Genomic DNA, 19,735 nt, shown 5'->3' with positions numbered 1-19,735 from the left:
TTGCCACTTTAGATGGGTATGTGATTAAAAAATATCTGCTTCCGGCAGCTTGGCTGATTATGCTGAGCGGGCTTGCTGCACTCGTATTGCTGATGACAGCCTTTTTTTATTACGTGAATTATTACGAGCGCGATTTAAATCTTCCGGGTTGTACCGATACGGCTGCACTCAATTTTGATTCATCTGCTGTTGTTAATTCGGGTAACTGCGTGTATCCGCGTACCGTTATTTCTCATACAAGGCGCGCCCGAATGGTCAGCCGTGCGTACGAGTCGTCGGGCCTTCTTTACTGGCAGCACAAGTTCTGGACACAAAACGATCACGCTGATCTTAATCTTTACGGCTTTACATTCGAAGAGCCGCTTTCTGTCGAAACAGTAAAACTCAACGGACTCCAAAATATCGACTGGGAAGAAATCGTGCAGGACGATAACTTCCTTTATGTAGGCGATATTGGTAATAATTACGGAAACAGAACCAACCTGCTGATTTACAAAATTGAAAAACGCAGCCTTCAGGAAGAATTCCTCCGGTATCAGGTTATTCGTTTCCGGTATGAGGATCAGTTTTATTTCGGAAGAAGAAGCAGGCCTGGATTTGGCTTCGACAGCGAAGCCTTCATTCTGAAAGGGGAGTACATTTATCTCTTCACCAAAGAAATGCATACGCTTAAAACCAGCGTTTACCGTATTCCGAATCAGGCCGGCAATCATGTTGCACGAAGGGTGAACGGGTTCAATTCCAAAGGCATGATTACCGGTGCCATGTACCTGCAGGAAGAACGTCTGCTCGCGCTTGTGGGCTACAATTTCCCCTTTATTTCTGCACCTTTCATCTGGCTGCATTATGATTTTGAGGGAGATGATTTTTTCGGTGGCAACAACAGGCGCATCGGCCTGAACTATTTTCAGTTTATGCCCCTGCAAATTGAAGCCATCACCACTATCGACGGGCACAGCTGGTACCTGACCAACGAGCAGGCAGGTTTGAGGCGGCCGTTTCGCTTCGGCTCGGTTCAGATGATTCATGAAATTAACCTGAATCCTTTTCTTGAAGCTTATTTTGCCGGCCTTCCCGAACCCGATAAATACTATTTTCGCGGGTTTGGTGAGCTCACCGATCCTGCAAACTGGTTTACAAATCCCAACGGATCAGGGCGGAGTCCGGCTGACTTTTCGGCTCAGGGGGTGAGCTGGCACCTCACAGCCGAAGGCGAATATCAGATAAATCAACCATGGCATATCAGCGGTGAGGGCAGCCGGCTGGTGATTGGTAACGGGGAACAGCCTGTGAAGCTGACAAGCCGTTATCCGATAAAAGCTCAGTTTAAGGTTAAATCAGCATCCGAACTCCTTATTAATCATATTGGCGTACCAAGTTCCGCGAATGAATGAGTTAACGCTAATTTGTGTATTTTGAAGAACGGGCAAACCCAGACGTCAGAACCATTAAAGAGAAAAATTTACAGGAGTCATCATATGTTTAAGGGCAAATCAAACGGAACGTGGATTGTGGTATTTATGGCAATGTTTTTTGGGGTACTATTTTCGTACCCGCTTAGTGCATATGCAACGGCTGAGATCCCCGGTTGTACTGATCCGCTTGCTCAAAACTTTGATCCTGTGGCAACAGTTAATGACGGCAGCTGTACATACAACGCGACAACCATTACCTTCACTGAAAGAAAAGAACTTTCTGCAGACGTAGATGAAACTTCCGGTCTGATTGTCTGGCAGAATAAGTTCTGGACCCATAATGATGATACCGACCTTAATATCTACGGGTTCACCTTTGAAGCCCCCCTTGAATTACAGCCCATTGAGCTTACCGGCCTTACCAATATCGACTGGGAGGAGCTCACGCAGGATGCACACTATTTATATATGGGTGATTTCGGAAACAACTTCGGAAACCGTACCAACCTCAAAATCTATAAAATTGAAAAGCTTGGGCTGTTGAGAGGAGAGGTGAATGTTGAGGAAATTGCTTTCAGCTACGACGATCAGGTAGATTTCAATCCCGGGGGCTCGCTCATCACAGATTATGATGCCGAGGCTTTTATCGTAACCGACGATTTTATCTACATTTTTACCAAACAGTGGACCGGCCGGCAAACAAGCGTGTACCGCCTTCCCAACGCAGCCGGCACACACGTGGCTGAAAATATCGGAACCTTCGATGTGGAGGGTTTAATTACCGGGTCTGTTTATTTACCGGAAGAACGCCTGATCGCCCTCATTGGCTATAATTTTCCCGAAATTGCAGCACCTTTTATCTGGTTGCTGTATGATTTTGAGGGGGATGATTTCTTCAGCGGCAACAAGCGCCGTCTCGATTTTAACTTTCTGGCATTCGTTGCCCATCAGCTCGAAGCTATCACTACTGTGGACGGCCTCATTTACTATGCAACCAACGAGTTTGCCAGTACAACGAATCCGTTCCCAATCACCATCCCGCAGCGCATTCATAAGCTCGACCTTACTTCTTTTTTGGCAGGCTATCTCGATGCCCTGCCGGTGGCGGAATCATACTTTTATCGGGGCTTTGGTGATCTTGAAGACCTCTCCAACTGGGCTACCAACCCCAATGGCAGCGGCCGAATCCCCACAACTTTTGCAACGGATAACGTGAGCTGGCACATTGTGTCGCCCGATACGCTCACCCTTGCTGCCCCGCTTCCGGTAAGCGGGGCGAATGCGCGCGTTATTTTGGGGGACGGCACCTTCCCCGTGCACCTGATTGCCGAAGCAGAAATCACAGGTGTGCTTTACCTCAGCGAAAACAGCTCTGTGCACTTTAACGGTGTACAGCCGCCTGCTTTTGGTCAGATAGCCGATAACAGCTCGGTGAGCATTACCGGTGTGAATGGTTTGAGCCTCAATGAAAGCAGCTTCTGGAATCTGAGCATTACGGAAAGCAGCTTTGTAGCTGCCGATCCGGCAAGGACCCTCAGCATCCGCGGTGATCTCGTGCTGGAAAACAGCAGCGCACAAACGGCCGACGGCTGGCAGGTTACATTTGATGGAACAGGCGGACAGGCATTAACGGCCATCCCGTCCTGGGCATTCAGCCGCATGACCGTTGATAAAGCTGCCGGCACCCTTGAGATTGCTCCCGGGAGTCAGCTTCGGATTGCATCCCTGCTGAATCTGGTGCAGGGGCAGCTGAGCGGCAGTTCTGCCATTACTATTGCTTCTGATGGAAGTGTATGGGATGATGGCGGCCTTGCCCCGACCCAAACCTTCGAGCGTGAAATTACTTCACCGGATTTCAGCGGCGGAAACCTTGGTCACTGGGTTGGGCTTGCATCACCTGTTGCCGCGCCCTACGCAGGTGCCGGCGGGCTGCTCGAACCACTTTGGACACAAGGCTTCCCCGGCTCCGATGAAAACCTGCCCGGCACGCCCTCATCTGTTCTGCTTTACACCGCACAGCCCGGTCAGCCGGTTTATACAGGCCCGACTAATAACCTGATTGTACCCGGCACAGGCTTTTTCGCCTTCCTTCTTCAAAACAATCCTCCCGGTGACAGTTCCTCAGCTGTTGATTTTACACAGCCACTGCGGGTTTCCGGTGCGGCTCCCTGGTTCGATAGCAGCGGAGCATTTGCGTTTGGCGCCCTCAACGGCTCAGACACCGGAGAGTCCGCCGGGTGGAGTCTGCTTGGTAATCCTTTGGCTGCATGGCTCAACTGGGGCGACGGCAATCACTGGCAGCGGGAGAAAGTCAGTCGGTTTGCCTGGGTCTGGAACCCCATCACCCGGGAATACCGCCTGCTTGAACAAGACGGCACCGACCCGATTGACGGCATAGCCATTGAACCCGTAATCGCTCCGTTTCAGGCATTTTGGGTGAGAGCAACAGACAGCAATCCGGAACTGACAGTTGACCGGCCTGCGGTTGTGCTCGCCGGGCATGATGAGCAGCTTTTTGAATCACCGGCGGAGAATCCCTTTATTTTGTTTACCATGGATGCTGAAGGGCAGCGCGCAAGCACAGCAATCAGGTTTTCAGACCACTATGCCGGAGCTGCCGGCAACTATGATGCCCCGGCACTTTGGCCTGCATCTGAGACCTTCAGCTACCTTGCGCTTGTTCCGCAAGAGCGCCCTGTGCCCCTGATGCTCATGTCCCGAACTACGGACTTCACAGAAAGCATCTCAGTCGAAATTTCTGCAGCAGCATTTGTGCAGTCGCAACCCTATTCCGGTGCAGCTGAGTTGAGCTGGACATTGCATGATAATCTCCCCGAAGACTGGCAGCTAAGCCTAACCCACGTTCCGACAGCTGAGGTAACCGACCTTCGTTCACAAAGCAGCCTTGTATTCGAAACGCAGTTTACATCAGTTGAAACCGGTACCATAAACGCTCCGGTCTCTTTTCCGGAAAAAACCTTGTCAGAGCCCGTATTCATTTTAACAATACAGCCTGAAGGTAGCACATCACTTAGCCCTGAAGCTGAAAAGCCGGCATTTGTACAGTTACAGCAAAATTATCCGAACCCTTTTAATCCTGAAACAAGGATCACATACACCCTGCCTGAAAGTGCAGAAATCAGCCTCACTATATATGACAGTCTCGGGAGAAGGGTGGCGGTAATTATTCAGGGGCAGCAAGCAGCCGGTACGCATACAGCTGTTTTCCGATCAGGAAACCTCTCCTCCGGACTTTACTTTTATGAGCTCCGAACCCCAACGGCCACACTTATCAGGAAAATGAGTATATTGAAATAAATACGATCATATTTTTGCCCTGGTCGGAGAGCAGGTAATTTTGCCCCGAACCAAGTGTAATTACGTATTTTTTGGATCTGAATTAAGCAAAATAGCGGATTCTGATGCTTAAAAACACCATCAGCGGGTGTGTTAGGATACAGGTTCCACAATGGAAAAAGCTTATAAAGTTTGATTTAAGTACCCCTTAGGCTGAATTAAACAGCAGTTTTGCCTTTTTGCTTTGATACCCATCGGAATTTAAAATTCATTCATCGAAGAATTTTAACAGTTTATCGAAAAATATCCGAAAAAGTACGTAATTCCCCTTATCCTACACCCAAGGACAACGGAAATTTGATTATGCACTGATAATGATCAATTCGGATATCAATCAATCTTAAACTCTTAGTTGCGTTCATTCATGCGAACAAGAAACGAATCTGCAAGTACAACCGGAGCTTTTTTTCTGCTCATTGTTGGCTTTATAATTTATGTAACCATCGCAGTGATTGGTACGCTTGAAGTACTTTTCAGATACTGGAATTAATTTCTTCATAAAACAAAAGCAGGCCTCATTCTGTACAGTGAGGCCTGCTTTTGTTTTATAGATTTAGAAATCAAATTGCCACTCTACTTCACTTCAGGTTTGCCGTTTTCTCCATGCTTTCCTGATGAATTTCCCGGCGATAAAGGTCAAGTTTTTCAGCAACAGCGGCATCTGCAACCGATAAAATGCTCAATGCCAGCAACCCTGCGTTGGCAGCATTGTTAATGGCGACAGTCGCAACCGGTACCCCTTTCGGCATTTGTACAATTGAAAGCAGGCTGTCGATGCCTTTCAGACTTTTGCTCTTCACCGGCACGCCAATAACCGGCAGCGTTGTGCAGGCAGCGAGCATGCCCGGCAGATGCGCTGCACCTCCGGCTCCCGCTATAATGACCTTAATGCCCCTCTCCCGTGCTTCTTTCCCGTAGGTAACCATCACTTCCGGGGTGCGGTGCGCCGAAACGACCCTGCATTCACAGCTCACCTCAAAAGTATCGCAGACGTCCCGTGCTGCTTTCATTACGGGCCAGTCTGAGTCGCTGCCCATCACAATGCCAATCAGCGGATGTTGGGGTTCCGTTTCGGAATTCATCATGCTTAAAAATTTTTTATGTTTTGTTTTGGGATGGAGAATTACAGCACCGTAGCTTTTTCAAGACGGTCGGCCGTAGCAAGGGTGCTTTCAGGGTTGTTGCCAAGCACCGTTATATGGCCCATTTTGCGGCCCAGACGGCTTTCAGATTTTCCGTACACATGCAGGTGCACTTCTTCATGCGCGGATTCAGAGACGGGCAGGGTTAGTTCAGCGGGGCCGTTAAATTTGCCCAACAGATTCACCATAACAGCTGCAGGATAACGCATAACAGGCTTAATGAGGGGTAAACCGCAAACCGCCCTAACATGCGTTTCAAATTGGGAAACCGAGCAGGCTTCCATGCTGAAGTGCCCGGAGTTGTGCGGCCGGGGCGCAGATTCGTTGAGCAGCAGCTCGTTATCTTTGGTGAGGAAAAACTCAAAGCCGAAGATGCCGATGCCGTCAATAGCCTGAATGGCCTTCTCGGCCAAGGCCACGCACTCATCGCGCAGCCGGCGTGAAATCGGAGCCGGAGCCAGCACTTTGGCGCAGATGTGATGGTGCTGAATGGTTTCGCAGCAGGGGAAGGATACCATGCCGTGCGCGTTTCGGGCCACCATTACCGCGAGCTCCTTGGTGAAATCGACCATTTCTTCGGCGATAACCTCGCGGCCTTCTTCGCCGCCGAAATTCCGGAAGGCTTTTTCCGCTTCCGCCTGATTGCTCACAACGGCGTTGCCGTACCCGTCGTAGCCGCCTTTGGATGACTTCAAAATAAAAGGCCAGCCCAGCCGGGCGCCGGTTTTCTGAATGGCCTGAACATTTTCTACGACCACAAAATCAGCAACCGGAATGCCGGCCTCGCGGAAGGTTTCCTTTTCCAGCCGCTTGCTCTCGATTAGTTTGAAGGATTTCGGGGAAGGGTACACGGGTTTGCCCGAATCCCGCTGCACGCGCTCGAGCACCTCGCCGTCGAGAAATTCATTTTCAAGGGTGATGACATCTGCCCACTCCGCGAGCTTCATCAGCGTGTCGTAGTCCGACACATCTCCTCTGAAAACTGTTGGTGTTACCTGTTCCATCGGGTCCTTTCCCGATTCGCTGCAAACGGCCCCTACGTGAATACCAAGTTTAAATGCTTCATACGCGCTCATGCGGGCAAGCTGACCGCCCCCAATAATGCCGAGCCTGAAGCCCGGGGGGAGTCCGAATCGTGTCATCATGCTGTCTTCTCCTGTTCGTTAGCGGCTCTGATTTTTCGTATTTTGCCAAGATAAGCAAATTGAAACCCACACGCCTGTATGAACATCGAAAATAAGCTTGAACGGCTCAAATCCCGCTATCAGGAACTGACCGTAGTATTGAGTGACCCGGATATTTACAGCAATCAGAAGCAGTACGCTTCGCTGAGCAAGGAGCATTCGGATTTAAAGGAAATTATTAGCCTGTACGACGACTGGCGAAAAACCGGCGCAGAATTGCGCGGTGCCAAAGAGATGATTGCTTCCGAAACGGATGCCGATCTTGTGGAAATGGCCGAAGCCGAGCTCGAAGAGCTCAAAGAGAAGCTGGCTGAAAAAGAGCAGGAAATAAAAATGAAGCTCATCCCCCGTGATCCGGAGGATGCGCGCAACGCCATCATCGAAATCAGGGCGGGCACAGGCGGCGATGAGGCCGCCATTTTTGCCGGTGACCTGTTCAACATGTACCGCCGCTACGCAGATACCATGCGTTGGAAGGTAGAGGTGATGGATTCTTCGCCCGCTGCCAAGGGCGGTTTTAAGGAAATTGTGTTTATGCTGAGCGGCTCCGATATATTTGCCCGCATGAAATGGGAGAGCGGGGTACACCGCGTGCAGCGCGTGCCCGAAACAGAGTCGCAGGGCCGTGTGCATACCTCCGCAGCAACGGTTGCGGTGCTTCCCGAGGCCGAAGAGGTGGACATTCAGATTAATCCGGCCGACCTGGAATTTGAGGCCTTTCGCGCTTCCGGGGCGGGAGGGCAGCACGTAAACACGACCGACTCCGCTGTGCGTATCCGGCACATTCCGTCGGGTATCGTGGTTGGGAGTCAGGAAGAGCGCTCGCAGCACAAAAACCGCGACAAAGCCATGATGATGCTCCGCACCAAGTTGTACGAGGTCGAGCTGGAAGCAAAGCGGGCCGAGCGCGATGCCAACCGGAAAAATCAGGTTTCGACCGGCGACCGCAGTGCGAAAATACGGACCTACAATTTCCCGCAGGGGCGCATGACCGATCACCGCATCAACTACACCATCTACAACCTCGATGACTTCATGAAGGGCGACATTGATGGTGTTATTGACGCCCTTCAGCTCGAAGACAACCTGCGTAAGCTTCAGGAAGTCGCTGAGACGTAGGCCCGGGGCATGCATCCCACCGCGAAACACATCACCCTATATGATTGAAATCCCCACAGGGCAGGCAGAAGAGTTTTTTGGCAGGGCAGAGCAGGCCCTGCACAAATTCTGGGGATTTGAGAAATTCCGCCCGGGTCAGGATGATGTCGTAAAATCGGTGCTTTCCGGGCGCGATACGCTCGTGCTTTTCCCGACCGGCGGGGGGAAATCGCTCTGCTATCAGGTGCCGGCGCTCGTGCTCGAAGGCCTCACCATTGTGATCTCGCCGCTTGTGGCGCTGATGGAAGATCAGGTAGAACAGCTCAACAGCCGGAACATCCGGGCGACCTTCATCAATAGTACCATCAGCAAACAGGAAATCGAGCAGCGGCTGATTAACGCCCGAAACGGCATGTACCGCCTGCTCTACATGGCACCCGAGCGGCTGGCGACTCCGCTGTTTCAGTACGAGCTGCTCAACCTGAAGCCCGCGCTCATCGCCATCGACGAAGCGCACTGTATCTCGGAATGGGGGCATGATTTCCGGCCTTCCTACCGCAGCATACGCGAAAACCTGGAGCCCGTGGCCGGCAGGGTCCGCTGGGTGGCCCTCACCGCAACGGCAACGCCCGAAGTGCGGGACGACATCCTGAAAGTGCTGGGGTTTCAGGAACCGAACGTGATTTCCAAAGGATTTGAACGGCCCAACCTGCACTGGTGGGTGTATTACGGGGATGACCGCATCCATGCCGTGCAGCGCATGGTAAAACGGCATCAGGGCTCCGGGCTGATCTACGCGGGCACGCGCAAGGGCTGTAACGAGCTTTCCTCACAGCTGCAAAAAGTGAGCGGGCGCCCGGTAAAGCCCTATCATGCGGGGCTGAGCGCCGAGCAGCGCAGTCTCGTTCAGGAGCAATGGGTGAAAGGCAAGGTGCCGCTTGTGGTGGCAACCAACGCATTCGGCATGGGCATCGACAAGCCCGACTGCCGTTACGTGATTCACTACGATGCGCCCGGTTCGCTCGAGGCCTACTATCAGGAGGCGGGCAGGGCCGGCCGCGACGGGCAGATCGGCTACCCCGTACTGCTCTATAACCCGCATGCCTTCACGGTAATGCGGCAGCAGATCGAAGACAGCTACCCGACCCGGCCGCAGCTGCTCAAAATCTACAACTGCGTGTGCGATACCCTGCAGCTCGCCGAAGGCTCCGGCATGGATCGCGCGGAGATGCTCGACCTCAAAAGTGTGGAGCAGCGAAGCGGCTTCGGCACCGGGAAAATTCTTGCCGCTCTCCGCATTTTTCAGCGGCTTGAGCTATTCGAACTTAGCAGCGAGCCGGGCCGGCAGATCGGCGTTCAGTTTATGATGGACCTCGGCCTGATCCGGCAGATAACCGCTGATGCCCGCTACAGCGAGAAAAAAAGAAATTTCGTGATGGATATTTTCCGGCTTTTTGGTCCCGAAAGCCTGGATCAGATGGCTTGGGTGCCTGCCCGTTACGTATCTGATAAAACGGGTTTCACCGTAACCCGCATTATCGCGGGGCTGGAAGTGCTGCAGCGCGAGCAGCTGCTCGTGGCGCGGGTGCTCAACGGCGACCCTATGGTGCGCATCACCGAAAGCCGTGAGGTGAAGCCGCCAATGGACAGCAAGGTTGTGGAGCAGTATCGGGAGATCCTCATTACAAAACTAAAGCACATGCAGGCCTACTGTGAAACCTCCGACTGCCGCAGCCGCTTCCTGCGCACCTACTTCGGGGAGGTGAGTCCGCCGCGCTGCGGCACCTGCGATAACTGCGTGAAAAAAGAGCGAAAGCCTGATGCAGAAGTCATCCAAAAAGAAAGCGGGCAGATCCGGCGCATCCTGTTTGCCCTGCGCAAAAACAAACAGCTGCATATTCACGGACTTGCACAGGAAACCGGCATCAAACCCAAAGAGCTGCGGGGATGCCTCAATCAGCTTATGCGGGAACGCCTTGTGCGGCAGATAAGAATCGATACGGGGGCGTTTTATGAGCTGGTTTAGGTCATCCTGTGTGTTGCCCTCAGAATCATATCCCGCTTAATCAACCTGTTCCCGGCTGCGTGAATGCACCTGACCGTAAGCCTCATTGATGCGATCAACAGCCCGGCGTTTTCGCTGAATCTGTGCATCAATATCCCGCTCGTACCATGCGTGTGAGCGGTCGAATTGATCCGGGCTAATGTTGTAACTGTTAAACAACAGGTTCAGAAACTCACGCTGTGCAAGGCTGTCAGCCTCAGTGCCATACAGAAAGTTTATGAGCTCAAACTCAACGAGCAGATCAATATAGATTTCCTCGGGAATAAGGTCGTCGGGCTGCTGATTACAGGCGGCGAGTCCGCCAAGTAGCACAAAAGTGAGGATGAGGAAGCCTGCCGCTTTCAGTTTGATGCGTTCAAAAAACATGGAGTGAGTATTAATTGCTGTGGATTCGTGAAACTAAGGTTTTTTGAACAAATCTTTATGCCTGGCGCACACCTGGTCTGATTGATGATTAAACGGAAGCCGCAAGTGTACTTGTAAGTACTATTACGTAATTGTGTTTTGGTAACTATTGCCAATTGTGGTACTTTAGAAGGTCTTATGGTATTGAAATCATGGTATTTGCGAAGTAGCCAAATTAAAATTACAGATGCGCAATATTTATTGGTTAATGACAGGAAAAAGAAGTTGTGCAGAGGTGTTAAATTAAATTGTATCTAAAAAATAATCAATATTTTACTTTTACTGTAGAAGATCAGCGGCTGGCACTTAAAGTCGAGGAAGTTGAGAAGGTGATTCATGCTGTGTATGTGACTCCCATACCGGATTCGCCTGTTGAAATCGAAGGTGTTTTCGAATACCATCAGTTGCTTGTGCCGGTTCTGAATCTGAGAAAACGGTTTGGCGCGACCGCGAAACCGCTCGAAGTACAGGATGTTTTCATCCTTGTTAAGCAAAGGGACGGCACCCTGCTTGCCCTTTTAGCCGATACAGTTGAAGGAGTGCTGGAGAAAAAAGGCCTCACCAAAGCTGATACGGAGGCTGATCTTGCTGCACTTTCTGAAGTTCACCTTGAAAGGGCAAAAGTTATGCGGGATGACAGCGGGATTTTGCTCCTTTACCGCGCTGAGCAGCTTCTAACCGAAAGGCTTCAGCATTATCTCGAAGGTCTCATGGAAAAATATTCCGAAAGCTAAGCGATCCTCAATGGAACAGGATTCGGTACATCAGAAACTTGCATGCCATGTGCATCGTCACTTTGGGCTCGACTTCAAACGGTCGCAGTGGAAGAGCATGGAGCACCATCTCAGCCGGGCAGCAATTGCACTTCAGCGAAGCCCCCGGCCCTCTGCTGTACTGGAGTGGCTTTCATCCGATAGGCTTTCCGCTTCAGAATATGAAGCCCTTACCCAAAACCTGACTGTCGGTGAAACCTACTTTTTCCGGGAGAAAGCCGCTTTCACCCTGCTTAGAAACGAACTGCTGAAACCACGCAGTGAGGCAACTCACCCGAAGTTCCGGCAGCTTCGCATCTGGAGTGCCGGCTGCAGCAGTGGTGAGGAGCCCTACAGCATCGCCATGACCCTAAAAGAGTTTCTCCCTGATCTTGACAAATGGGATATCCGGATTACCGCCACTGACCTGAACGCCGCTGCCCTCCAAAAAGCAAAGGCAGCACGTTATCGGAGCTGGTCGTTTCGCGATACCCCGGAGTTCATCAAAGAACGGTATTTCATAAAGAAGGGCGATACTTTTGAGCTCATCCCCGAAATCAAAAAGATGGTAACGTTTCAGCAGCTGAACCTCATCGGGGAAAGCTACGCGCCGGTTGTGCCGTACCCCGGCAGCTGCGACATCATTTTCTGCCGCAACGTGCTGATGTATTTCAGTCCGGAAGTTATTGAGGCTGTGGCGGCACGCTTTTGGGAGGCGCTTACAGCTGAAGGGTGGTTTGTTACAAGTCAGGTAGAGCTGAACGAAGTGTATTTCGGTCTGTTTGTGAGGCGTCAGCATGGCACCGGACTCTTCTACCAGAAATCAAACAAAGCCGTATCCATTCAGCTTCCGCCTGTTGAAAATTACCCCGTTCCGCTAAAAAAACTCACTCCGGGCAACAGGCCCAAACGGCAGGAGGAAACATCGGATGAGAGAAGGCGGGCTGTTGCAAAGCGGGTAACTCCGCTGCCGGGAAATGAAAAGTACTTAGCTGAGAAAAAGGCAATGCTCAGTCTAAGTCAGATCCGCAGTTTGTTTGAAGCCCAAAATTACGCGCAGTGTATCAAGGTTGCAGAGCGCTATGTAGAAGAACACGGGTACTCTGTGCTGGTCGGGGAGATGCTGGCCCGTGCATATGCCAATACCGGCCGTTACGCTGAGGCGGAACAGCAGCTTACCGGCATTCTTACCACCCGGCCTGACTACCCCGCGATGCTGCTGCTGCTTGCCGACATCCTTGCCGAGCAGGGGCGTACGGAAGAAGCAGATGCACAGCTGGTGAAAGTGCTGTATCTGGAACCCGATAATAAAAGCGCTCTTTTTACCCGAAGTCGTTTGCTCACTCATTTGGGCAAAACGGAGCTCAGTCAGAAACACCTCCGCCGCCTGCTTTCGCTGATTGACCTGCTTGATGATGCCGAGTCCTTGCCCGAGCTGGACGGCCTCTCAGCCGGAAGCCTGCGTCGTATGGCTCTCTCTGAAACCTCATAATTTGTAATGTATTGATGTGATGCATACTGCTAACAGCCTCGAAATTCTTAAAAAACGGGCCAGGAAATTAGCTGAGCCGCTTCGCAAAGAAGAGCCGGGTGAGCGCATTTCGGTGATTCGTTTCCTGCTCTACCCCGAAACCTTTGCCATTGAGGCCTCCTGCGTTCATGAAGTGTTCTCCCTGCGCGACCTTACATCCATACCGGGTACCCCTGCGTTTGTGATGGGCGTCATCAATTTCCGGAGTACCCTTGTGCCGGTGGTGAACCTCAAAAAACTGCTGGGCATACACGAAACAGGCCTTACGGAAATGAACAAGGTGCTGCTTCTGCGTGATGGCAGCATGGAGTTCGGCCTGCTTTGCGACCGCATTTTGGGCTCTGAGTTCATCCTTCAGAAAGATATACGCGAAGCCCCTGCTACAGTGAGCCGCCTTGGCTCTGAGCTGATAGCCGGCATGGCTGATGAATACACCATTTTACTCGACGGCAGGGCGCTGCTCAAAAGCCGGCAATTAATCGTTGATCATTAATATTTAATCAGTACAGTGCTATGAATTTCTTCAACCTAAGTTTTACCGGACGCATCATTGCCTTTGCAGTTGCACTGGTATCCGTATTTGCGCTCACGTTCATCTACCTGAATAATAATTTAATCAGGCTTGGAGAATCAGCTGATGAACTTGAGGAGCTTACAGAGCTTTTTGATCAGGCCGATCTTATCTCAAACCTGACGTCCAGGATATTCATCTTGCAGTTTGAAGCGGTTGTGGCTGCTGATCTGCGGGAAACCAAAACGGCCGAGAGCGAAGTTCAGATTCGCCGCCTGAAGGAGGCAACACAGCGGCTTCAGCAGGCTGCGGTGAACAGACCTGCAATAAACGCCGAAATTTTCGGATTGCTGCCCCACTTAAATTCGCTGATTGATGAGTACGAGCAAAATAGTCAGCAGCTTCGCTCTGCGGTTGCCGGTACGGGTACGGCCATTCAGGCATTCAGCGCTGATGATTTTGATTCCTATGAAACTGTTTTCGCAGCCTTAGGAGCGTTGCAGGATGTGATAATGGAGGAACGGGAAGAAATCAGAATTGAGGCCGATGCGCAGAAAGCTTCAAGTGCGCGCGCCATGATTTTATCAGCTATTTTGCTGATTGGTCTCATTATGGCATCCGCTTTTCTGCTGTACCGCACCATGCGGCGTATCACAACCGAGCTGAAAAGCAGTATTCAGGTACTGGGCACTTCAGCCGCTGAAATTCAGACTACGGTTACTGAAATTTCAACCGGGGCAACGGAAACGGCTACGGCCATTGCGGAAACGACCTCAACGGTTGAGGAGGTGCGGCAAACGGCCTCAGTAGCGAGCGACCGTGCGCGGAACCTACAGGAGACCTCGAAGAAATCAGCAAGTATGGGAGATCAGGGCCTCGAAGCATCAAGGCTTATGGTTGACGGCATGAATAAAATTGACCAGCAGATGAAGGTCGTTCAGAAAGCCATCACACGCCTCTCCGAGCAAAACCGCTCTATTGGCGAAATCACGACTACTGTATCAGATATTGCCGATCAGTCGAATCTGCTGGCTGTGAATGCATCAATCGAAGCCGCAAAAGCGGGCGAGCATGGCAAAGGCTTTTCTGTTGTGGCGCAGGAAATCAAGAGCCTGGCCGAACAGTCCAAGAAATCAGCCGCGCAAATCAAGAGCATCCTCAACGATATTCAAAAGTCAGTGAGCGATACGGCAGAAGCCATCCGTACCGGGACTACTACCGTAGAGGAAGGCAGTCGCACGGTAATGGAAGAGCGCCGCATTATGGAGGCGCTCATTGAAAGTATTGATGAAGCCCTCGATGCCTCTGTGCAGATTTCCTCATCGAGTCAGCAGCAGCTCGCTGGTATGGAGCAGATTGCCCCGGCTATGGAAAACATACGCGTGGCAAGCGATCAGAACGTAAGCGGCAGCCGGCAGACACAGCAGGCGATTCAGGAACTGAACGAACTTGCCCGTAATTTGGAGCAGATTATAGAAAAATACAGGCTCTGAAGGTATGAGTACTTCTGACGAAGAATTCCTGAAAGAACTGCTGGAAGACTTTAAGCTGGAAGCTGCCGAGCACCTTCAGGTGATCGGAGACGGACTGCTTGAGCTGGAAAAATCAGCTGATTCAGGCGGAAATCCCACCAAAACGGAAGAGGTTTTCCGGGTGATTCACAGCATGAAGGGTGCTGCGCGGGCGGTAAACCTGCAGCGCCTGGAGCAGCTCGCTATGGTGCTTGAGGGTGTTTTTCATGAAGTAAAAAACAAGAAGCTCACACTGCATCCGGCTATGTTTGATGTGCTATACCCCGCAACGGACATGCTCGCAGCCCTGCTCGGCGAAATAGACAAGCCTCTGAAGTCAGTTTCTCAGAATGATTTCAACCTGATGATTGGCCGGGTGCAGGCCATCAGGAATGTGAAGAAAGGGCGAGCTGAGCAGGAACCGCAGCCCGCGAGAGTTAAATCTCAACCGGCTGCCGGTGAGTCAGTGCCGGAGCCGGAACCGCCCGAAGCACAGCTAAGGCCTCAGAAGCCATCACCCGAAAAACACACACACCAAAAAAAGGAAGAACAAGAGCAGCGGCAGCCGCAGACACAGCAAACTCCTTCTGAAGCCGGGCCGGAAGCACAGCAGGATGCGGCTCCCGCTGATTTCAGTGCTGTAAATACAAGCGGCCGGGGCGTTTCTGAAAATGAGACGGTTCGGGTACCCGTAACCCGGCTGCTCGAAATTCTGAACCTTGCCGAAGAAATGATTACAAGCAGGAATATTCTGCGCTGGCACGCGGATGAGTTCGGGGAAAGTGCAGCGGAGCTTGCCCGGCTGAGAGCCCGGCTGGAAGAAGAACTCACGGATAACCGGCAGGCAACGCTGCCCGATGAGCGGGTTGCCCTGCGGAAGACCATTCAGGATTTACGCTCCTCAGCCGGGCGGCTGGCCCGGCTCTCAGATGAGCTCAGCGCGCATCAGCGGCGCTCCGGCCGAAATATCGACGAGCTGGTTGAACATATGCGGCACACCCTGCTGCAGCCGTTTTCGGTACTCTTCGCCGTTGTGCCCCGGCTGGTGCGCGATCTTTCTAAAAGCAGCGGCAAAGAAGTGGAAATAGCGATCTCAGGTGCGGAAACCGAGCTCGACCGCCGTATTCTGGAACAACTCAAAGATCCGCTGATTCATCTCATCCGCAACAGCGTAGATCACGGCATTGAGCCAAAGGCTGAGCGGAAAAAGGCTGGCAAGTCCGAAATGGGAAAGCTTGCGGTTAAGGTAGGCAAAGCCGACGGCCGTAAAGTTCAGATTGTTATTGAAGATGACGGTGCAGGCATCAACCGGGAGCGCTTGCTCGAGGCTGCCCGCAAATCGGGGGCAGTTTCGAAAGAGGCCCTTCAGGAAATAAGCACGGCGGAAATAAACCGGCTCATTTTTGCATCGGGTGTTACCACAAGCCGCATGATTACCGATGTTTCGGGCCGCGGACTCGGTATGGCCATTGTTCTGGAGAAGATCACCAACATGGGCGGCACGATTGATGTGGAAAGCGAGCCCGGCAGGGGTACACGGTTTGTAATCACCCTGCCGCAAACACTCGCAACCTTTCAGGGTATTCTGGTTGAAAGCGCATCTGAGCTCTTCCTGATGCCGGCACAGGCCGTAAGCCGTGCGGTTAGGGTTGATGCCTCACGCGTGAAAACCGTAGAGTCAAAGAGCGTGGTTCAGACAGGCGGGCACACGGTTGCCCTGGTGAAGCTTTCTGCCGTGTTGGGGCTGAGCAGCAGGGAGCGCAAGCCTGGTGGGCCGATGATGACCGGGCTGCTCCTTGAGCGGGAAGGCCGCCGCCTCATTTTTCTGGTTGATACTATTTTGGGCGAGCATGAGGGTATCGTGAAGCCGCTGGGCGCGATGCTGCGGTGGGTGAAACATGTTGAAGGTGCCTGCCTGATGGGCGACGGCCGTATAGTGCCGGTGCTCAGGCCCTCAGAGTTATTTGTGAGCGCGGCCGGCCTCGGGCTTCAGGTTCGCAGCGGGGATGCTGCCACGGCAGAAAAACCGGAGCAGAAAACGAGGGTGCTCGTAGCCGAAGATTCCATCACCATCCGCAACACCATGCGGAACTACCTTGAGCTTGCCGGCTGCGAAGTAACTACGGCCTTCGACGGGCAGGATGGCTTCGAAAAACTGATGACCGGCACCTTCGATGTTGTAGTTACTGATGTGGAAATGCCCCGAATGAACGGCTTTGAACTTACGGCTCAGATCAGAAAGCAGAGCGCGCTGCAGGATCTGCCGGTTATCATTGTAACTGCCCTTGAAACCCCCGATGACCGGAACCGCGGTATGGATGCGGGGGCAAATGCTTATATTGTTAAAAGTAATTTCAGGGAAAGCAACCTCATCGATACCATCAAAAGGTTAGTGTAAAGGCTTTATGAACAGCTCCGCAGCGGCAACCAAAATACGGGTACTCATTGTTGATGACAGCATCACAAGCCGAAGGCTTCATCAGCGAATTATTGAATCTGATCCGGGTTTTGAAGTAGCGGGTATGGCCAACGACGGGCAGACAGCCCTCAAGATGATTCGGGAACTGCGCCCGGATGTGGTTAGCATGGATATACATATGCCGGTTATGGATGGCATCGAAGCAACCCTGCTTATCATGCAGCAGGAACCGGTTCCCATCCTGATTGTGAGCAGTTTATATAACGACTCAGAGAAAGAGCTTGCAGTTAGGGCCATGGCCGCAGGGGCTGTGTACATTATGCCGAAACCTAATGGTCCGGGACACGAAAATTATGGCCGCTCGTCTGCTCTGTACCTGCGCATGCTCAGGAATATGGCAGGTGTAAAAGTGGTGAGGCGCAAATCTGCGGCACCCAAAGCGATACCCCGCACTGAAAAAATGAGCCCGACGGAAGTATCTCATACGAAGGCATTTGGAGACGAATTCAGGAAAATTGTTGTGATTGGCGCCTCAGCGGGCGGTCCTGAAGCCCTTCGCAGCGTACTTGGAGGAATTCCGGAAAGCTTCCCGTTCCCGATTCTCGTAGTGCAGCACATACACGAACAGTTTACGGACACCTATTGTAAGTGGCTTGATACACATACAGCGCTAAAGGTTTGTATTGCCGAAAAAGACCAAAAAATGAGCGCAGGAACTGTTTACATTGCCCCCGGTGGAACGCACCTTGAGCTGAAGAGCCGAACCAGCCTAACGCTCACTTCAGGGGAGGCTCATAAAGGGCACCGGCCTTCCGTTTCGGTTTTGTTTGAAAGTGCTGAGCGTACTTTTGGTTCCAATACCGTGGCGGTAATGCTGTCCGGAATGGGCAGAGACGGTGCCGACGAAATGATTGCTCTGAAGCGGGCCGGAGCGTTAACGCTGGTGCAAAATGAAGAAAGTTGCCTGGTTTTTGGGATGCCCGGTTCGGTAGTAAGCAAAGGAGGTGCAACCCTTGTATTGCCGCCGGAACTCATAGCCGGCAAATTAAATGAGCTTAAATAACTAAACCCAACATGTGTTATGAATTATCTGATTGAGCAATCTTTTGAAAAGGGCTATGTACTGTTGGCTGAAGACTCCCTGGTGCAGGCAAAAAAGCTGAAGCGTTTTTTTGATACCAAAAAAATCAGGGCTGTAGCCTGTAAAGACGGGCAGGAAGCACTCGCACAGGCGCGGCAGCAGAAACCAGACCTTATCATTAGTGATGTGATGATGCCTGTAATGGATGGTTACGAATTCTGCAGGAAAGTGAAGGAGGATGAGGCCCTGCGGGATGTGCCGTTTATCCTGCTTACATCACTTGGCGACCCTATGGATATCATCAAAGGCCTGCAGGCCGGGGCTGATAATTTCATCACAAAACCCTACGAAGATGCCTACCTGATGTCGCGCATCAGCTACCTGATTGCCAACCGGCATGTGCGGCGCATGGGCTCGGGGGATATGAGCATCGAGATTGTGTTTCAGAATCAGAAGTTTGAAATCAACTCTGATAAAAAGCAGATTCTGGATTTACTGCTATCGGTTTATGAAGCTGCCATCAGCCGGAACGAGGAGCTGATAAAAACACAGCGCCGGCTCGAAGAGCTCAATGCGAATCTCGAGGATGCCAATCAGGAACTTGAATCGTTTGCACGAACGGTATCGCACGATCTGCGATCGCCTCTGAGCGGTATTATCGGGCTTACGGAACTGCTTAAGGATGACTACAGCAGTGCACTCGACGAAGATGCCATTTCATTTCTTGAGTCTATCCTGATTTCCTCAAAAAACATGCAGCAGCTCGTTAATGATCTGCTGGGCTATTCAAGATCTGCCAGCCTCGAAATTCATCTACAGAAAATTGATCTGACTTTAATGGCTAAAAAAACGGTTGAAGAGCTCACCAACCTCACCTACAGAAAAGAATACGAGGTGACCATAGATGAGGGCATGGAAATTATGGCCGACCGCCCGCTGATTCGGATTGTGATGAATAACCTGATTGAAAACAGCCTCAAATACAGCCAAAAGAAAGAAAAACCGGAAATACACATCGGTAAGGAAGTCAAAAACGACAAGACCATTTTCTTTGTGAAAGACAACGGCAGCGGTTTTGATATGGATAAAGCGGAGAACCTGTTCCGGCCTTTTATCCGGCTCCACAATCAGACCGAGTTTGACGGTACCGGCGTTGGCCTTAGTACGGTAAAGCGGATCATTGACCGACATGGCGGTCAGATATGGTTCGATTCGGCTACAGATAAAGGTACAACCTTCTGGTTTTCACTCTGAATCGCACAGA

Annotated in this window: 15 protein-coding genes; 12 read left to right on the top strand and 3 right to left on the bottom strand. The window is 51.6% G+C overall.

Annotated elements, in window-relative coordinates; genetic code table 11:
* Positions 1-20 precede the first annotated feature (20 nt).
* From LAT75_RS03950 to LAT75_RS03940, 3 genes are all read left to right on the top strand, one after another.
* Entirely contained in the window at positions 21-1,394 is a 1,374-nt protein-coding gene (locus LAT75_RS03950) for a hypothetical protein (RefSeq protein ID WP_291481324.1), read from the top strand.
* Between the two features lie 228 nt (positions 1,395-1,622).
* On the top strand, positions 1,623-4,733 hold the full coding sequence (locus LAT75_RS03945; RefSeq protein WP_291481323.1) for a T9SS type A sorting domain-containing protein: 3,111 nt from the start codon (positions 1,623-1,625) through the stop codon (positions 4,731-4,733).
* Positions 4,734-5,136: 403 nt separating this feature from the next.
* Positions 5,137-5,262, top strand: a complete 126-nt coding sequence (locus LAT75_RS03940) for a hypothetical protein (RefSeq protein ID WP_291481322.1) — start codon at positions 5,137-5,139, stop codon at positions 5,260-5,262.
* 88 nt (positions 5,263-5,350) lie between these two features.
* Here LAT75_RS03940 and purE read toward each other — a convergent pair whose 3' ends face one another.
* Together purE and LAT75_RS03930 are read right to left on the bottom strand one after the other, a co-directional pair.
* Positions 5,351-5,854, bottom strand: coding sequence for a 5-(carboxyamino)imidazole ribonucleotide mutase (gene purE, locus LAT75_RS03935; protein WP_291481338.1), 504 nt, complete (start codon positions 5,852-5,854; stop codon positions 5,351-5,353).
* A 41-nt stretch (positions 5,855-5,895) separates the two neighbouring features.
* A complete protein-coding gene (locus LAT75_RS03930) occupies positions 5,896-7,059 on the bottom strand; it encodes a 5-(carboxyamino)imidazole ribonucleotide synthase (RefSeq protein WP_291481321.1) in 1,164 nt (387 codons plus the stop codon).
* 84 nt (positions 7,060-7,143) lie between these two features.
* On the opposite strand from LAT75_RS03930, the gene prfA reads away from it, so the two are divergent.
* Positions 7,144-8,217, top strand: coding sequence for a peptide chain release factor 1 (prfA, locus tag LAT75_RS03925; RefSeq protein ID WP_363320511.1), 1,074 nt, complete (start codon positions 7,144-7,146; stop codon positions 8,215-8,217).
* 40 nt (positions 8,218-8,257) lie between these two features.
* Positions 8,258-10,222 (top strand): ATP-dependent DNA helicase RecQ, encoded by a 1,965-nt coding sequence (locus LAT75_RS03920; RefSeq protein ID WP_291481319.1) that lies wholly within the window; start codon positions 8,258-8,260, stop codon positions 10,220-10,222.
* A 36-nt stretch (positions 10,223-10,258) separates the two neighbouring features.
* On the opposite strand, the gene LAT75_RS03915 is transcribed toward LAT75_RS03920, so the two are convergent.
* Complete coding sequence (locus LAT75_RS03915) at positions 10,259-10,627, bottom strand: DUF4296 domain-containing protein (protein ID WP_291481318.1); 369 nt, start codon at positions 10,625-10,627, stop codon at positions 10,259-10,261.
* Between the two features lie 287 nt (positions 10,628-10,914).
* On the opposite strand from LAT75_RS03915, the gene LAT75_RS03910 reads away from it, so the two are divergent.
* Genes LAT75_RS03910 through LAT75_RS03880 form a run of 7 tightly spaced genes read left to right on the top strand, consistent with a single transcriptional unit; the run spans position 10,915 to position 19,725 of the window.
* Complete coding sequence (locus LAT75_RS03910) at positions 10,915-11,400, top strand: chemotaxis protein CheW (RefSeq protein ID WP_291481317.1); 486 nt, start codon at positions 10,915-10,917, stop codon at positions 11,398-11,400.
* Between the two features lie 10 nt (positions 11,401-11,410).
* The gene (locus LAT75_RS03905; RefSeq protein WP_291481316.1) at positions 11,411-12,910 is read left to right on the top strand and encodes a CheR family methyltransferase; all 1,500 of its coding nucleotides are present in this window, start codon (positions 11,411-11,413) and stop codon (positions 12,908-12,910) included.
* A 19-nt stretch (positions 12,911-12,929) separates the two neighbouring features.
* Entirely contained in the window at positions 12,930-13,442 is a 513-nt protein-coding gene (locus LAT75_RS03900) for a chemotaxis protein CheW (protein WP_291481315.1), read from the top strand.
* 20 nt (positions 13,443-13,462) lie between these two features.
* Positions 13,463-14,953, top strand: a complete 1,491-nt coding sequence (locus LAT75_RS03895; RefSeq protein WP_291481314.1) for a methyl-accepting chemotaxis protein — start codon at positions 13,463-13,465, stop codon at positions 14,951-14,953.
* 4 nt (positions 14,954-14,957) lie between these two features.
* The gene (locus LAT75_RS03890) at positions 14,958-17,369 is read left to right on the top strand and encodes a response regulator (RefSeq protein ID WP_291481313.1); all 2,412 of its coding nucleotides are present in this window, start codon (positions 14,958-14,960) and stop codon (positions 17,367-17,369) included.
* A gap of 7 nt (positions 17,370-17,376) precedes the next feature.
* Positions 17,377-18,453, top strand: a complete 1,077-nt coding sequence (cheB, locus tag LAT75_RS03885; protein WP_291481312.1) for a chemotaxis-specific protein-glutamate methyltransferase CheB — start codon at positions 17,377-17,379, stop codon at positions 18,451-18,453.
* Between the two features lie 18 nt (positions 18,454-18,471).
* Positions 18,472-19,725 (top strand): response regulator, encoded by a 1,254-nt coding sequence (locus tag LAT75_RS03880; RefSeq protein WP_291481311.1) that lies wholly within the window; start codon positions 18,472-18,474, stop codon positions 19,723-19,725.
* Positions 19,726-19,735 lie beyond the last annotated feature (10 nt).

This window comes from Cyclonatronum sp., assembly GCF_022565315.1.
In the GTDB taxonomy this organism is placed as follows: Bacteria; Bacteroidota; Rhodothermia; order Balneolales; family Cyclonatronaceae; genus Cyclonatronum.
The sequence above is the reverse complement of the archived record's forward strand: the minus strand, read 5'-3'. Positions and strand labels throughout refer to the sequence as shown.

Excerpts from the sequence above, each read along its gene's own strand:
- LAT75_RS03940 (WP_291481322.1), top strand. The coding sequence starts at position 5,137 with ATGCGAACAAGAAACGAATCTGCAAGTACAACCGGAGCTTTTTTTCTG.
- purE (WP_291481338.1), bottom strand. The coding sequence starts at position 5,854 with ATGAATTCCGAAACGGAACCCCAACATCCGCTGATTGGCATTGTGATG.
- LAT75_RS03895 (WP_291481314.1), top strand. The coding sequence starts at position 13,463 with ATGAATTTCTTCAACCTAAGTTTTACCGGACGCATCATTGCCTTTGCA.
- LAT75_RS03880 (WP_291481311.1), top strand. The coding sequence starts at position 18,472 with ATGAATTATCTGATTGAGCAATCTTTTGAAAAGGGCTATGTACTGTTG.
- LAT75_RS03905 (WP_291481316.1), top strand. The coding sequence starts at position 11,411 with ATGGAACAGGATTCGGTACATCAGAAACTTGCATGCCATGTGCATCGT.
- LAT75_RS03915 (WP_291481318.1), bottom strand. The coding sequence starts at position 10,627 with ATGTTTTTTGAACGCATCAAACTGAAAGCGGCAGGCTTCCTCATCCTC.
- cheB (WP_291481312.1), top strand. The coding sequence starts at position 17,377 with ATGAACAGCTCCGCAGCGGCAACCAAAATACGGGTACTCATTGTTGAT.
- LAT75_RS03900 (WP_291481315.1), top strand. The coding sequence starts at position 12,930 with ATGCATACTGCTAACAGCCTCGAAATTCTTAAAAAACGGGCCAGGAAA.
- LAT75_RS03930 (WP_291481321.1), bottom strand. The coding sequence starts at position 7,059 with ATGATGACACGATTCGGACTCCCCCCGGGCTTCAGGCTCGGCATTATT.
- LAT75_RS03890 (WP_291481313.1), top strand. The coding sequence starts at position 14,958 with ATGAGTACTTCTGACGAAGAATTCCTGAAAGAACTGCTGGAAGACTTT.
- LAT75_RS03920 (WP_291481319.1), top strand. The coding sequence starts at position 8,258 with ATGATTGAAATCCCCACAGGGCAGGCAGAAGAGTTTTTTGGCAGGGCA.